The organism is Alkalihalobacillus bogoriensis ATCC BAA-922 (assembly GCF_000621445.1).
Taxonomy (GTDB): domain Bacteria; phylum Bacillota; class Bacilli; order Bacillales; family Bacillaceae_F; genus Bacillus_AO; species Bacillus_AO bogoriense.
In genome coordinates this window covers 157448-173186 of the sequence record NZ_KK211279.1, presented here as the reverse complement: position 1 = coordinate 173186, position 15739 = coordinate 157448, and the positions used below count along the sequence as shown (strand labels likewise).

Here is a 15739-nt window from a genome sequence, read left to right as displayed (position 1 = left end):
TTTTTTACATAAAGTAGGAATAGAATTATCGTATTTACTGCTCATTCCATTCAACTACAACCTTTTCCCTAGTCCTTTACCGTAAAAAAGCTTGAAAGGGCTTTATTTACCTTGTACAATTGTTTCATATAGGAGGGGCGGACGATGAATTATAATCACCAAACACCACGGTATGTACTAGTAATCGAACAAATTAAAGGGAAAATAAGTAATGGCGAGTGGGAAACGGGAGAGCGCTTACCGTCAGAGACCGATTTAGCGAAAGAATTACGGGTATCTCGTAACACTGTGAGAGAGGCCCTCCGCATATTAGAAGAGGAAAATATCATCATTCGTAGACATGGAGTCGGAACATTTGTTAATCAAAAGTCAGTGTTTTCCGGTGGGATTGAAGAGCTTTTTAGTATTACTGAAATGATAGAACGGGAAGGGAAAAAACCAGGGACGAAGCTTCTTTTTAGTGGGTTTGTTGACCCGCATAGTGATGATGTTGAAGAGTTACAGTTGCAAGAAAAAGAGAAAGTGTTACTCGTGAAAAGGCTTCGTACTGCAGATGGTGTGCCTTTAGTATATTGTGTTGATAAAATATCCGCCAATTTATTAAAGGAAGATTACGAATTTAGCGAAGAATCGATGCTTCATTCTTTACAAGAAGAAGCGGGCATCACGATTAGTTATGCAAGAGCAGATATAAAAACGCTCGGGTATCATGATGAAATTTCAAAGATTCTTGAATGTGGTCCAGACACACCGTTATTAATTTTGCGACAAGTTCATTATGACTTAGCGGATAGACCGATTTTATACTCATTGAATTTCTTTAAATCAGACCAAATTACGTTTAATGTGTATCGAAAAAGAAGTTTATAAGAAACTGTTGAGTGATGATGCTCAACAGTTTTTTTTACGGGTATATGTTTCAGAGGTGCCTAAATGCATTTTGAAATTAAAAATTAATAGACAACCTCTAGATGTCCATTGGCTTTCAAAAAACGTTACTTTTTCTAAAAATAGCGGATCGTATGTCCGTTAGAATGTGAAGCCATGCTGTATCGGACATGTGTTCCGCTAATGCAGAAAAAACGGCCCATTTGCATTTCTTATCGGACACCTGTTCCGTTACTTGCCTTGAAATGGCACCGTCCCCCTCGTTTTTGCTGATATAGCGGAACAGATGTCCATTAGATTTCAAAAAACGTTACTTTCTCTTTAAATAGCGGATCGTATGTCCGTTAGAACCTGAAGCCATGCTGTATCGGACATGTGTTCCGAATGTCTGTTAAAAAACACGTCACAAAAATGATGATTTATTTTCCAAAAAATGATTGACTTGTTGGACGTCTAACCTTTATAGTTAAGGTGAAGTTTTTATCCGAGGCAAATCGACAAAGTGAAGTTGTAGGACATCCTACGATTTAAACGTTTACATAAGGTTTACCAATGATAAAAACTTGGTAATAAGGAAGCATGTTTTCTTTTATTTGATATAAAAGAAAACGGTTTCAAAAACAGACAAGATGAAGGGTGAGTGAAACAAATGAATGTATTATGGGGTATTTTTGGGGTGTTTATCGTTTTGTCCATTGCATTTCTTTTATCAAATAAAAAGAAATCTATTAAACTACGAACGATACTAGGTGGATTAGGCATTCAACTGTTTTTTGCTTTTATTGTATTACAATGGGAGACAGGACGGGAAGGATTGAAATGGTTTACATTGCGAGTGCAAAATGTCATTGATTTTGCTGGTGAGGGAATCGGTTTCTTATTCGGTTCACTTGCCGATGGAGATCAGTTTGGAACGATTTTTGCTTTTCATATTTTGCCAGTCATTATCTTTTTCTCGGCATTGATTTCGGTCCTTTACTATCTTGGCATTATGCAGTGGTTTATTAAAATTATCGGTGGGGGACTCTCAAAATTATTAGGAACGAGTAAATCAGAATCCATGTCAGCCGCAGCGAATATATTTGTAGGGCAAACAGAGGCACCACTTGTTGTTCGACCATATTTGTCAAAAATGACGAACTCTGAATTATTTGCTGTTATGACAGGGGGATTAGCATCAGTAGCGGGTTCGGTGTTAATCGGGTATTCATTATTAGGCGTTCCGCTTGAATATTTACTAGCGGCAAGCTTCATGGCTGCTCCTGCTGGGTTAATTATGGCGAAAATTATGATGCCGGAAACAGAACAATCCGAAACATCAGATGAAATTAAAATTGTAAAAGATACAGAAACAACAAATGTTATTGATGCAGCGGCACGTGGTGCATCTGATGGTTTAAAACTTGCGTTGAATGTAGGGGCAATGTTGTTAGCGTTTATTGCATTAATAGCGTTACTTAACGGGATGTTAGGTGCTGTCGGTGGTTTGTTTGGCTTTGGAGACATTACGATTCAAGGAATACTAGGATATATATTTGCACCGCTTGCGTTTGCGATTGGGGTTCCGTGGTCAGAGGCTGTGACAGCAGGAAGCTTTATCGGGCAAAAGCTTGTATTAAATGAATTTGTAGCCTATGCCGCGTTTACTCTACAAATGGCTGAGCTTTCAGAAAAAACGATTGTTGTTGTTAGTTTTGCGCTTTGTGGATTTGCAAACTTCAGCTCGATGGCGATTTTACTAGGTGGATTAGGTGGTCTCGCACCAGAGCGTCGTAAGGATATTGCTAGATTAGGCTTACGTGCTGTAGCTGCTGGGATGTTAGCATCATTACTTAGTGCTTCGATTGCAGGAATGTTCTTCTAAAAAAGATTTTTCCTCAACTAATATAAATGATAAGGTTTTCGAAAACATCGATTCTAAAAAGAGAAAAAAGAGGATGATGAATAATGAGAATGGTCGATATTATTGAAAAGAAACGGGACGGGTTGGAATTAACAAAAGCGGAAATTGAATTTGTAGTGGATGGATATACAAAAGGTGATATTCCTGATTACCAAATGTCTGCTTTAGCGATGGCGATATACTTTCAAGACATGACGACCGAAGAACGAGTCTATTTAACGATGGCAATGGTCGAGTCAGGAGATCAAATTGATTTATCTGACATTAACGGGATAAAAGTCGATAAACATAGTACTGGTGGCGTTGGTGATACAACGACTTTAATTGTAGCTCCACTCGTTGCAGCTGTTGGTGTACCTGTCGCGAAAATGTCAGGACGTGGCTTAGGTCACACAGGTGGTACAGTCGATAAGTTAGAATCGATTAAAGGCTTTCAAGTAGAACTCACAAGTGAAACTTTCAATCGCTTAGTAAATGAAAATAAAATTGCAGTTGTTGGACAAAGCGGTAATTTAACGCCAGCAGATAAAAAGCTGTATGGCTTACGTGACGTCACAGCAACGGTCAATTCGATTCCGTTGATTGCAAGCTCGATTATGAGTAAAAAAATTGCTTCTGGCGCAGATGCGATTGTACTTGATGTGAAAACAGGTGCTGGTGCGTTTATGAAAGATTTAGAAGGTGCCAAACAATTAGCACAAGCAATGGTGCAAATCGGAAATGGAGCTGGAAGAAATACGATTGCTGTCATATCAGATATGAGTCAACCGCTTGGCTTTGCGATTGGGAATGCGCTTGAGGTAAAAGAAGCGATTGATACGTTAAAAGGAGAAGGGCCTTCTGATTTATATGAGCTTTGTTTAACGCTCGGAAGTCAAATGGTTTATTTAGCGAAAAAAGCGAACTCAGTTGAAGAGGCAAGAGAAAAGCTTGAAGAAGTGATTCATTCAGGAAAAGCATTAGAGATCTTTAAAACTTTTATTGCAGCACAAGGTGGCGATAGTACTGTTATCGATGAACCGTCTCGATTACCAACGGCAACATATACAGTGGAAGTAGAAGCGACAGATGATGGGTATATAGCAGATATTATTGCCGATGAAATCGGTGTTGCTGCTAGTATATTAGGAGCAGGGAGAGCGACTAAAGAATCAAATATTGATTTAGCGGTAGGACTTGTGTTAAAGAAAAAAGTTGGAGATGCTGTCAAAAAAGGTGAATCACTTGTAACCGTTCATAGTAACCGAAAAGACATTCAAGATGTGATTGAAAAAATTCATCACGCCTATCAAATTACGACAAATAAAGTTGAACCAAAGCCGTTAGTATATGACATTATTCATTAAAACATAAATTGGGGTCCAAACAGGGCCCTCCTTTTTCAAAACAAGAGGTTGGACGTCTAACAACAAGACAAGAAAAATAGCGAAATAAAAGGAGTGGGAAGAACATGAAGGAAATTTTTTTAAGTTTACTAGCAGGAATTATTATTGGAATTGTGTTTAAGTTTTTAAAACTACCATTACCAGCCCCTCCCGTGTTAGCTGGTGTCATTGGGATTGTTGGTGTTTATTCTGGAGGATTAATCGCCGATTGGTTGTTTAAGACATTTAGTTAATGGTAAGGGGGAATAACAATGGGTTTTAAACGAGTTTTTCTTATTGTACTTGATTCTGTAGGAATTGGTGAAGCACCAGATTCCGCTGCTTATGATGATATTGGCGCAGATACATTAGGGCATATTGCCGAACATCTAGGTGGTTTAACAATGCCAAATATGGGGGCCTTAGGTTTAAGTAACATTAAAAAAATCAAGGGAATTCCATTGACAGAAAATCCAAAGGGATATTATACAAAAATGCAAGAAGCGTCTGTCGGCAAAGATACGATGACAGGTCATTGGGAAATCATGGGGTTACATATTGATACTGCTTTTCGAACGTTTCCCGAAGGTTTTCCTGATGAACTGATTCATAACTTAGAGGAAAAGACAGGGCGCAAAATTATCGGCAATAAACCAGCGTCAGGCACAGATATTATTGATGAATTTGGACAAAGACATGTAGAAACAGGTGAATTAATCGTTTATACATCAGCTGACTCTGTCCTTCAAATATGTGCTCATGAAGATGTCATTCCATTAGAGGAGTTATATCGTATTTGCGAAATTGCTCGTGAGCTTACGAAAGCACCTCAATATATGGTAGGCCGTGTAATTGCTCGGCCGTTTACTGGTAAAGTGGGTGAATTTAAACGAACATCAAACCGTCATGATTATGCATTAAAGCCTTTTGGCAGGACAGTGATGAATGAATTAAAAGATGCTCAATATGATGTCATTTCCATCGGGAAAATTGCAGATATTTATGATGGAGAAGGGGTAACAACCTCGATTCGAACGGTATCAAATATGGATGGGATGGACCGACTGATTGAAATAATGGATACGCCGTTTCGTGGCTTATGCTTTTTAAATTTAGTAGATTTTGATGCGTTATATGGGCATCGACGTGATCCAAAAGGATATGGTAAAGCATTAGAACAATTTGATTTAAGGCTTGCGGAAGTCGTAGCAAACCTACAAGAAGAGGACCTTATTATCATTACGGCTGACCATGGAAATGATCCTGTTCATCACGGAACAGATCATACGAGGGAATTTGTCCCGTTGCTTGTGTATCACAATGGTATACGTGAAGGCGGAGCATTACCAATTCGAGAAACATTTGCAGATATTGGTGCAACAATTGCTCATAATTTTCAGGTGAAACTCCCTTTGCATGGGACTAGTTTTTTACATGAGATAAAAGGAGGAAATACAAATGGATAAAGTGCAAAAAGCAAAGCTGGCAATGGAATGGATTCAATCGAAAGTTACGATTCAACCGAAAGTAGGGTTAGTTCTAGGATCTGGATTAGGTGTATTAGCAGATGAAATAAAACATGCGATAACACTTCCTTATGCTGACATTCCAGGATTTCCTGTTTCAACAGTAGAAGGGCATGCAGGTCAATTAGTCATTGGAGAATTAGAAGGAATGCCAGTAATGGCGATGCAAGGTCGGTTTCATTATTATGAAGGCTATGATTTGAATGAGGTCACATTTCCCATTCGTGTGATGAAAGAAATTGGGATTGAAACAATGATAGTGACAAATGCGGCTGGAAGCTTAAATCAGGAGTTTCAACCAGGAGATTTAATGCTCATTACTGACCATATCAACCAAGCTGGGACAAATCCTTTAATCGGGCAAAATGAAGCGGAGTGGGGTGTTCGATTCCCAGATATGTCAACGGCGTATACACCTGAGCTCCAAACCATTGTCAAAGAAGTTGCGAAAGCATGCAATGTTAACTTGAAAACGGGTGTTTACGTGTGGAATAGTGGTCCGAGTTATGAGACACCAGCTGAAGTCAGAATGCTACGGGCATTAGGTGGAGATGCGGTTGGGATGTCAACAGTACCAGAGGTAATCGTGGCAAGACATTGTGATATTAACGTAATTGGAATGTCTTGTATAACAAATATGGCAGCTGGTATATTAGACCAACCATTAAGCCATGATGAAGTGATGGAAACAGCTGATAAAGTGAGAGAAACTTTTACTCGTTTAGTTAAAGCAGTAGTCCGTGAAGTAAGACAAGCGAATAAATGAGGGAGTGAGAGATAATGGTAGATGTACATTTGATTGAAGAAGCAATAAAAGCACGAGAAAAAGCGTATGTACCTTATTCTAATTTTAAAGTCGGAGCAGCAGTAAAAACAAAGTCAGGACAAATTTTCCATGGATGTAATATTGAAAATGCAGCTTATCCAATGTGCAATTGTGCTGAACGAACAGCATTATTCAGTGCCTATGCCCATGGTGAAACAGAGTTTGAAACGCTTGTTGTTGTTGCCGATACCGAAGGACCAGTTTCTCCATGTGGTGCATGCCGTCAAGTCATCTCAGAACTTTGTCCACCTTCAATGAAAGTCATTTTAACGAATATTCATGGTGATATCGAAGAAACAACCCCTGTGTTGTTATTGCCAGGAGCGTTTACGCCAAAAGATTTACAAAAAGAGGAGAGATGAATATGAATAATACAATAGCAAACATGATTGACCATACGCTGTTAAAAGCAGAAGCGACAAAGATAGAAATTACTAAATTATGCGAAGAAGCAAAAGAATATCACTTTTTTTCTGTTTGTGTGAACCCAACATGGATAGAGGAAGCAAAAAAACAACTGCAAAATTCTGATGTGAAAGTATGTACAGTTATTGGTTTTCCGTTAGGAGCGACAACAACAGAAACGAAAATGTTTGAAACAAAAGATGCGATACAAAAAGGCGCAGATGAAGTCGATATGGTTATCAATATTGGAAAATTAAAAGATAAAGAATATGAAGCTGTTCAAGCTGACATTCAAGCAGTCGTTACAGCTGCAAATGGTCAAGCACTTGTGAAAGTCATTATTGAAACGAGCTTACTTACAGCTGAAGAAAAAAGGAAGGCTTGCGAACTTGCAGTAAAAGCAGGTGCTGACTTTGTCAAAACATCTACAGGATTTTCAACAGGTGGAGCGACGGCCGAAGACATTCGATTAATGCGTAACACAGTCGGACCTGATATTGGCGTGAAAGCTTCTGGTGGTGTACGTGACCAACAAACGGCAAAAGCGGTGATAGATGCTGGTGCAACTCGTATTGGTGCTAGTTCAAGTATAGCGATTGTAAAAGGGCAAGTTGGAAAAGAAGGATATTAAATGATAGATAAGGCCTTGAATCAAAAAGATTCAAGGCCTTTGACATCTGTTTTTTTGTTCAAATATACAAGTGAAGCAGCGCCCTGAACAAACCATTTGCTTTAAAAGAGGACTATGGCAACGTGGACATCTTGCTGAAGAAAAAGGGACTGTTAATTTACAAGTAGAACATGAAATCAAATTAAGCTGCTTTTTCCCAGTCATTTTCGTGCCTCTTTCTTTTGTTTATTACTAAGCGTACTATGATTTTACTAATACCTACCACAAACATAAAAAAGAAAAGAATAAATCCCACTTGGAAAGGCTTTGAAAAATGTTGGACTGCTTGAAGGAGGTGCTGTACGATCCCACCTACAAGAAAACTAACGAAAAAGGTACTGCCCCACATGAGCAAGGCTTCTTTCTTAGGACGCTCTTTAAAAATAATGAGGACTGAGGCGATGCATGGCACAAATAAGGTTATCGTCAATAGGGAGACAATGGTCTGACTAGGGGATAGAGTAAGCTCATGCAAACCTGCAGCTCCAAAATCTCGACGAATGATTCCCATAATAAAAGCGTTAGAAGTTTCTTCTGGTAAACCAAGCCAATAAACCGTTAAAGGCCGGAGCATGGATGAGATTTTTTCAGAAAAACCTGTTACTTGTAACGTTGTGACGATAATAGCTCCGAACGCAAACAGTGGTGTAGCCTCTTTTAGAAAATGAATGGTTTTTATCGATGTTTTCTTCAAAACATTTACTAGATGTGGAATTCTCATAGGTGGGATATCAAGTAATAATGAAGTAGAATGGCCATTTAAGATTTCAGCTAAAAATTGTCCAACGATAGTCAAAATCAAGATAAGGACACCGAAGTATAAAATGATATAACTAAAGCCAACACCAGAGAGTAAGGTGAGTATAACAGCTAGCTGGGCAGAACAAGGTATAGAAAGAGCTAATAAAAAAGTAACGATGCGTTTTTCTCTTTCACTTCCTAACATTCTTGTTGTTAAGGTGGCCATCGTAATGCAACCTAACCCTAAAATCATTGGAATGATCGCACGGCCGTTTAGTCCGATACTTTGCAGTAAGCGGTCAACTAATGCAGCTAATCTAGGCAAGTACCCACTGTCTTCAAAAAGAGATAAAAAGAAATAAAAGCTAAATACAAGTGGAAAAATCAATCCTAGAACATAAATGACCGTCATCGTTAGTAAACCAAATTCTCCAACAATATATTCTCCAAGAAGACTTTGCTCTTTTACACCGATTGTGTCGGTTATAAATGATACGATAAAAGGTTCATAGTATTCACCCATAATCGTATCTTCGGTAAAACCAACAACACTTTCTGCTACGAATACCCCTATAGCTTGATACATGATAAACAATATGAAAACAAGAAAAGGAATTCCGTAAAGAGGGCGAATAAGGGATCGCCCAAGTATTATTCCAATATTAGTAGTTGTACCATCTGTTATTACAGATTGCTGAATAATGCTGTTTATATATTCTCTCCGTGCTGAGTATATCTCTTCTAAATAAGAATTCATACTTGGATTTAGTTTTTCAGTAATGTCAGGATCTCCTTCCAATAAAAGGAGTTTTTCAGCTTGAGTTACGTTTATCTCTTTTAGCTCGGGTAATAGTTCACTTATAATAGGCGTAACATTTCCTGGTTTGGATTGTTTGATTTCCTTTTTGACTTCATTAACCCCTATTCTGCTAGTAGCTATCATTGGTATAACAGGAACTCCTAATACATTAGATAGCCTTGTAATGTCAATTGATATTCCACTTTTCTTCGCTTCATCCATCATATTAATTACAACAAGGATAGGTTTATTAGTATCAATTAATTGTTGAGTTAAAAACAAGTCACGTTCTAAATGAGTAGCGTTAATTACATTGATGATACGGTCAGCCTGTAGGATTAAATCACGTGTGATTTTTTCTTCTTCATTGAAAGAAGAGAAACCGTAAACTCCTGGAGTATCAAAGATAATATCATCGTTGAATTTACCATGGTATACATCTAATGTTGTTCCTGGGAAGTTTGAAACATCAACGTAAATATTGGTTAATGCATGGAAAATAACAGACTTTCCTACATTCGGATTTCCAACTAATGCAATCCATTCAGAGGAGGAGTCTTTTTTTATAGGGAGCGGAGTATAATGGCAACTCATATAAAAGCCCCCTTTTATAAACTAGACACTTCAATCGCATTAGCTAGTTTTCTGCCAACCGCAATTTCAATGTTTTGTTTTTTTATAATTATTGGTCCTGCTGGGATGACCTCATAACATTCAATCCACTGTCCGACATGAATGCCGAAGCGAACGGCCTCCATCCGTAAAATGGGGTGATTGATTTTTACTATCTTTGCTTTTTGACCACGTTTTAAAAATGATAACACCATTTGAAACATCCTCCTTACTTATTATATTGATTATCATTATCAATTATAATTAAAAATAAGGAAGTGAAATTGGAAAAATTTGTGACGACATAATGTGTTAACAATATGGACTGTTAAAATTAGACACAATATGTTTGAAAAAATAAAAAATGTGAACGAAATAATCTCGTTCACATGTCATTACGTATTAAAATGATAATTTATAACCTAGTTAACTATAGCTTTGTAGAGATAGCCGCGATTATTCATAACGTCTTCTAACCTAAACAATGTAAGCCCTACCTCTCTTACATCCTAATGGCTCCGAAGCCAATCCAGTGTGAATAAGTATATATAAAATCCATTTATTGAATACCAAAATCTTTACGAAAAAAAACATAGTGAAAGGAACTTATAAAGTGTATCAAATAACGTATTTTAATATTATAACACATCTGTAAAAAGATTACAAACCCTGCTTAAAAACAAGCGAACGACCAAATAGGGAAATCCAAAAACAATGTCGAATTATATACTATCCACTTTACTATTAAAAAAGCGACCTAGTGTAGAGAAGGCAAAAAGGAGGTTCACCAAGTTGACATCATTAAATCGACATATGGAATATTTAATTGAAGAAGGCATTCATATTTTGCAAAAAAATGAAATGATGATTCTTCAAGAGTGGAAGAAGTTTTCAGAACAACAATTGTTCATGAATGATGAATATATGACCTCAAAAGAAGATGAGTTCAAAGAGCAGTTATGGCTTGTCATTGAACTGTTACAAAAATATGTGTTTCATTGGCAATATACTAACTATCATCAGTGGATGGATGAACTTCAAGACGATTGGACAAATTATCACTCTCATATCGATAGTCATCATTTAGTGTTGATTTTTTCTTTATTGGAAAAAGGTGCTCATAAGGTGAGTCAACAAAAATCGAACGTAAACTATTATAAATATCAATCGATTCAGTATTTCTTCGATCATGTTTTTCAGAGGCTATTAAATTATTCTTCCAATAAAGTCGTGGACCTTAGCTCCTACGTGAGACATTTATTTTCGCTAGAGCCGCTCCCTATACACTGGGTTGTGAGGGTTAAACAAGAAGAACAAATATATGCGATTAAAGATATAATACAAAATAAAGAACAAGAAAATGATGGTTCTTGGTTGAATATGTTGAAAACGCTTAAATCGGAGTCGTTAAATTTATTAACATCGGCAGTTACTAGTTTAGTACAGACGAAAGAAAGAGAAGAAACACTTTATGTTTTTTCAATTCAAGTGAAACATGAAGTTTTATTGTTTTTTACACCTGAACATGAGTGGCAACCTGTAAAGGACACGCTTCAGTTATCAATTAAAATGTATGAAAGAAATTTTGAATCATATACACGATTAACGAAGCAAAACCAATGGAAAGATAGTTTGCTTTTTTTTCAGCAATGGATGATTCAATCAAAAGGGGTGCATGAGTTAATTGAACGAATTGCATCTGGATATGTTCGCTATTTTCCATTTGAACGATGCGCTTTTTTTTCTTATAAGGATACAGAAAAAATGAGCATAGGTTTAACTGGTTATCAACTTAATACAGATGTTATTAAAACGATTAAAGAAAATATAACAACAGTCCAACTAATAAATAAAAATGTAAAAGATTTAAGTTTTTACCGGCCGCTTTATTATGCTTCTGCTATAACCTGTTTACCCGAACATTATATAAAGCAGTTTAAATTAAAGTCGATTGTCATAGCACCGATTTATACCTTAACAGAAAATAAATTGCTAGGATCTGTTATTTTAGACCAAGGGGAACATCAGCATTTTGAAGTGAGCAATGAAACAATGATCGCTTTACAAAAGGTAGGTCATCTCGTTGGTGAAGTGTTAATGAAGTACCAAGATTATAAAGAATTGTATTTACAACACGCTCTTTCCTCTAGATTATCTCGACGAGAAATAGAGGTATTGCAAATGATTAAAAATGGTGATTCGATAGAAGAAATAGCAGAATATTTAAACCTTAGTAAATATACAGTGAGGGATTATATTTCAAGTTCAATTAAAAGAATGAATGCCAAAAACCGGATTCATGCTGTAGCTATGGCAATTCAGCAAGGACTTATTTCATAAACGTCTTTTTATCTTGAGAGGAGAAGCTACTCCTTTCAAGATTTTTTTTTGATAAAAAATTGATAGTTTTGAATTGGACAGAAAAGTTTTGTTTAAAAGATAAGTAAGCATAAAAATTTTGGTGTAGCAGTGAAGCTTTGAATACTTATTCAAGAAGAGCGAAGGCTACGCACCTGCGCGTTTCACCCCAAGAAGAGCACTTGGGGTTCACTGTCAAAAGCGGGCAGGGCTCCGCACTTCGCTTGGAACGTAAAGACGATCCCGCGTTTTTCTTATTGTACATCCCTACAAATGTCGGGTATTAAGAATTATGAAAAATTGTACGATATTTTGTGGGATTGTTCATTATGTGGAACTTACATATTATGAGAGAATAAATTCAAAATTTTCAAATAGTTTTGTACTTGCCTAGAAAAAGGTTAGAAACAAAATTCTGCAAACATTAGTTGTTTTCAAACGGAGGAATAGTTATTGAAAGGGGGGAATTTACCGCATCGTATTCCGTATGTAAACCATTTGAGTTTGTCTGTACATGAATCTTTTTTCAAAACCTTAAAGAGAAGGGGGCAAGAAAATGAAAGCGTTATCATTATTAGTTGCTGATTTTGCTACGATTACGAAACGAAAAGCGGTACTGTTTTCGGTACTAGGTGTACTATTCATTCCTGTCATATATACTATCTTGCAACTTTCTGCAACATGGAGCCCATATGACAATATATCAAATTTACCGGTGGCTATTGTGAACAATGATAAAGGGACAATGGTTGATGATGAACCACTGAATGTAGGTGCTGATTTGATTGCAGACTTGCAAGAAAACCCGGCACTAGATTGGAGCGTTGTTTCTTCAGAAGAAGCAGAAAAAGGCTTGAAAAATCTTGATTATTTTTTAGTAATTGAAATCCCTGAAGATTTTTCAGCCAATTTATCGACGTTATTAGATGATGAACCGAAAAAGATGGAGTTAAAATACACACAAAATGAAGGACTTAGTTTCTTTGCATCACAAGTAACAAGGTCAGCTACAGAAAGAATAAAAGATGGTCTTTCTAATTCCATTACTCAAAAATATGCAACTAATGTCTTTAATACACTTGGCGACGTTGCACAAGGATTTGAAGCTGCTTCTGATGGCTCAAAACAAATTCATGATGGCACGATTCAAGTGTATGACGGGACAGAAGAGATGTTATCTTCATTAGAAGAAAAGGCACCTGATATTTCTAAATTAGCAGACGGAGCGGTTACTCTTAATGATGGGACAAATCAAGTGTTATCTTCATTAAATGAAAAGTCTCCAGACATTTCAAGATTGGCTGACGGTGCTTCGGCTGTGCACGGAGGAACTAGTAAACTTTTAAGTTCCTTACAAGATGGTGCACCAAATATCGCAAAGCTAGCAGATGGAGCATCAGCAGTAGATAGTGGAACAAGCCAAGTGCTTTCTTCACTAAAGGATGGTACACCAAATATCGCAAAGTTAGCCGATGGTGCTACTGCTGTCGACAATGGAACTAGTCAAGTGTTGTCGTCATTAAAGGCTGGGGCGCCCAATATTTCGCTATTAGCCGATGGAGCCACACAAGTGAATAGCGGTGCAAATCAAGTGTTACAATCGTTAAAAAGTGGTGCACCTAATATCTCCACACTAGCTAACGGTGCTTCACAACTAGACGGGGGAACAGCCCAATTGTTAACGACGTTACAAGCTAAAGAAGATGATGTAGCCACGTTAGCACAGGGGGCTCAGTCTTTAGTAGTTGGAAGTCAAGGAGTCCATGATGGTGTTACTCAAGTATTAGCTGGTTTAGAAGAATCTAAAGCAGGAGCTACCCAACTGAAACAAGGGACTTCGAGCTTAGTAACAGGAAGTCAAAATTTATCTCAAGGTGTTCAAGATTGGCAAAATGCTTCGGCCCAAGTTGCCGGTGGAGCAAGTCAATTAGCTACAGCCATTGAGCAATATATGAACAATCATAATCTTCAAAATGATCCTGAATTCCAACAGCTTTTAGGGATTAGTCAGGCTGTTGCCTCAGGTACAAATGATTTATCCTCATCAACGACAACGATTAAAGCAGGTGTTGATTCATTAGCAAGTGGACTTCAAACCGCTGATGCAGGAGCAGCTCAATTGACGAATGGTTTAACGCAATTAGTTGCTGGCCAAACACAAGTCCAAACAGGAACAACTCAATTGGTGGGTGGTGCTCAGCTCGTTGCAGGAGGAACCGCTACAGTAAATACAGGCTGGGGTGAATTAATTGTAGGTGTAACCGAGCTAAAAGGCGGAACAACTCAGTTAAAAGGAGGAACGGCATCACTTCAAACCGGTTGGACGGATTTAACTACTGGAGTCACTACCCTTCAAGCAGGAACGAACCAACTTCAAGTAGGGACTTCAAGTGTAAATAACGGTTGGGGTAGTTTAACGAATGGTGTTAGTGACCTCCAAGCGGGAACATGGCAATTAAAGGCTGGAACACAAAGCGTCCATACAGGCTGGGGTGCTTTAACAAGTGGGGTTGGTGAACTTCAAGCGGGGACAGCACAGTTAAAAGTTGGAACATCCAGTGTTAAAGATGGCTGGGGAACACTAACTAGAGGTGTGACTGATCTGCATGCAGGTACACAACAAATTGAGAGCGGAACGTCAAGTGTAAAAACGGGCTGGGGCACGTTAACGACAGGTGTCAGTCAATTACATGATGGGACAGGTCAAATTAAAGATGGTACGGCAACTGTGGAAACAGGCTGGGGTACATTAACAGATGGAGTTAAGCTTTTACATGATGGAGCTGACAGATTAAAAGATGGTAGTGAAGAACTGTATACAAAACTGGCGGATGGAGCGGCACAAACAGGTGGTATCCAAGTTTCTGATTCAAATTACGAAATGTTTGCGGCCCCTGTCAATACTGTAGAAGAGAAAGTGAATCCATTTCCACAGTATCGTAATTCAACAGCACCATATCATGTGTCTCTTGCTTTATTTATGGGCATTTTAATTATGTCGTTGTTTGTTAATCTAGCAAAACCTGAAGGAACACCTAGCTCTGGACTTTCATGGTTTACAAGTAAATTCATGCTTACAGCTATTTTAGCGATAGTTCAAGCGTTATTAGTTTCTTTTGTAACATTAGTTGTTTTAGGGTTAGATGTTGCGAATGGCTTCCAATTTGTCATGTTCACCATAATAGCAAGTTTAAGTTTTGCAGCTATTGTGCTTTTCTTTGTCACATTAGCTGGCAATGTTGGTAGAATCATTGTCTTTGCTTTTATCGCTTTACAGCTTGGAACAACAGGCGGACAATTACCGATTTATCTCTTGCCTGATGGATTACAAAACATTAGTGTTATTGCACCATTGACATACTCTATTGCAGGCTTAAAGTCAGCGATTTCACTTAATAATTTTGGTTATTTATTTGAAAATGCAATGGTGTTAATTGGATTCTTCGTTTTATTCAGCGCTCTCACTTTTGTTACGATTGTAATAAAGAACAAAAGAACAGGGATGACCGATACTGCAATGAATCGAGAAGTTTTAGAAGGATAACGTATAAGAAAAAACTATACAAATGCGTAGCTTTGCTTGTTGACAAAAATTTCGTGAAAGCGAAACAGTCGACAGGCTTTTTTTTGTTTTATAAACCTCTAGT

12 protein-coding genes are annotated in these 15739 nt (G+C 37.6%); 10 read left to right on the top strand and 2 right to left on the bottom strand.

The annotated features are described in order from the left end of the window. The first annotated feature begins 144 nt into the window (after positions 1-144). The 8 genes from T323_RS0121765 (at position 145) to deoC (ending at position 7543) form a co-directional block, all read left to right on the top strand. The gene (locus T323_RS0121765; protein WP_026675168.1) at positions 145-870 is read left to right on the top strand and encodes a GntR family transcriptional regulator; all 726 of its coding nucleotides are present in this window, start codon (positions 145-147) and stop codon (positions 868-870) included. A gap of 667 nt (positions 871-1537) precedes the next feature. After that, complete coding sequence (locus T323_RS0121760; RefSeq protein ID WP_026675167.1) at positions 1538-2752, top strand: NupC/NupG family nucleoside CNT transporter; 1215 nt, start codon at positions 1538-1540, stop codon at positions 2750-2752. 83 nt (positions 2753-2835) lie between these two features. After that, positions 2836-4137 carry a pyrimidine-nucleoside phosphorylase gene (locus tag T323_RS0121755; protein WP_026675166.1) on the top strand — a complete coding sequence of 434 codons (1302 nt, stop codon included), beginning with the start codon at positions 2836-2838 and terminating at the stop codon, positions 4135-4137. Positions 4138-4241: 104 nt separating this feature from the next. Then, positions 4242-4409, top strand: coding sequence for a XapX domain-containing protein (locus T323_RS27405; RefSeq protein ID WP_035179607.1), 168 nt, complete (start codon positions 4242-4244; stop codon positions 4407-4409). Between the two features lie 18 nt (positions 4410-4427). Then, positions 4428-5621, top strand: coding sequence for a phosphopentomutase (gene deoB, locus T323_RS0121745; RefSeq protein ID WP_026675165.1), 1194 nt, complete (start codon positions 4428-4430; stop codon positions 5619-5621). Then, positions 5614-6447 carry a purine-nucleoside phosphorylase gene (locus T323_RS0121740; protein WP_026675164.1) on the top strand — a complete coding sequence of 278 codons (834 nt, stop codon included), beginning with the start codon at positions 5614-5616 and terminating at the stop codon, positions 6445-6447. The genes deoB and T323_RS0121740 overlap by 8 nt, the downstream gene beginning before the upstream one ends. Positions 6448-6461: 14 nt before the next feature. After that, on the top strand, positions 6462-6869 hold the full coding sequence (cdd, locus tag T323_RS0121735; RefSeq protein ID WP_026675163.1) for a cytidine deaminase: 408 nt from the start codon (positions 6462-6464) through the stop codon (positions 6867-6869). 2 nt (positions 6870-6871) lie between these two features. Then, positions 6872-7543, top strand: a complete 672-nt coding sequence (deoC, locus tag T323_RS0121730; protein ID WP_026675162.1) for a deoxyribose-phosphate aldolase — start codon at positions 6872-6874, stop codon at positions 7541-7543. A 181-nt stretch (positions 7544-7724) separates the two neighbouring features. Here deoC and feoB read toward each other — a convergent pair whose 3' ends face one another. Beyond that, positions 7725-9716 (bottom strand): ferrous iron transport protein B, encoded by a 1992-nt coding sequence (feoB, locus tag T323_RS0121720; protein ID WP_026675161.1) that lies wholly within the window; start codon positions 9714-9716, stop codon positions 7725-7727. 14 nt (positions 9717-9730) lie between these two features. After that, positions 9731-9949 (bottom strand): FeoA family protein, encoded by a 219-nt coding sequence (locus T323_RS0121715; protein ID WP_026675160.1) that lies wholly within the window; start codon positions 9947-9949, stop codon positions 9731-9733. A gap of 577 nt (positions 9950-10526) precedes the next feature. Between T323_RS0121715 and T323_RS0121710 the strand changes: the two genes are divergently transcribed. Both T323_RS0121710 and T323_RS0121705 read left to right on the top strand, forming a co-directional pair. Beyond that, positions 10527-12074 (top strand): response regulator transcription factor, encoded by a 1548-nt coding sequence (locus T323_RS0121710; protein WP_026675159.1) that lies wholly within the window; start codon positions 10527-10529, stop codon positions 12072-12074. A 574-nt stretch (positions 12075-12648) separates the two neighbouring features. Next, on the top strand, positions 12649-15636 hold the full coding sequence (locus T323_RS0121705; RefSeq protein ID WP_026675158.1) for a YhgE/Pip domain-containing protein: 2988 nt from the start codon (positions 12649-12651) through the stop codon (positions 15634-15636). Positions 15637-15739: the final 103 nt, after the last annotated feature.